Annotated in this window: 1 protein-coding gene; it reads right to left on the bottom strand. The window is 59.3% G+C overall.

The genetic code is table 11. The annotated features are described in order from the left end of the window. The coding region (locus G5358_RS21495) for a DUF3362 domain-containing protein (protein ID WP_421324928.1) at positions 1 to 728 on the bottom strand (728 nt) is incomplete at both ends.

Below are 728 nucleotides of genomic sequence, written 5' to 3'. Positions count from 1 at the left end.
GGGTTTTTCTCCGTGTAATACATGGTGGTGGCGTTGGCGAGCGGCGACGGGTAGAAGTTCTGCACCTGATCGAGCTTGAAGCGGTTCTCTTTGACCCAGAGCGCCAGATTGATCATGTCTTCATCCGTGGTGCCCGGGTGGGCAGAGATAAAGTAGGGGATCAGGTACTGCTGCTTGCCCGCCTCTTTGGAGTATTTGTCGAACAGCTCCTTGAACTGGTAGTAGCTGCCCATGCCCGGCTTCATCATCTTGGAGAGGGGCCCCTCCTCGGTGTGCTCCGGCGCGATCTTGAGGTAGCCGCCGACGTGGTACTTGGCCAGCTCCTTGATATAGCGGGGATCTTCCACCGCGATGTCGTAACGCACGCCGGAGGCGATGAGGATCTTCTTGATCCCCTTGAGGTCGCGCGCCTTGCGATAGAGGTTGATGGTCGGGCTGTGGTCGGTGTCCATGTGCGGGCAGATGGTGGGCCAGACACAGGAGGCGCGACGGCAGGTCTGCTCGGCTTTGGGGCTCTTGCAGCGCAGCTTGTACATGTTGGCGGTGGGGCCACCGAGATCCGAGATGACGCCGGTAAAGCCCGGCACCTTGTCGCGGATATCTTCGATTTCTTTCAGGATCGACTCTTCCGAGCGGCTCTGGATGATGCGCCCTTCGTGCTCGGTGATGGAGCAGAAGGAGCAGCCGCCAAAGCAGCCGCGCATGATGTTGACCGAGGTCTTGATCAT

The organism is Aeromonas sp. 604176 (assembly GCF_049170755.1).
GTDB lineage: Bacteria > Pseudomonadota > Gammaproteobacteria > Enterobacterales > Aeromonadaceae > Aeromonas > Aeromonas veronii_A.
The sequence above is the reverse complement of the archived record's forward strand: the minus strand, read 5'-3'. Positions and strand labels throughout refer to the sequence as shown.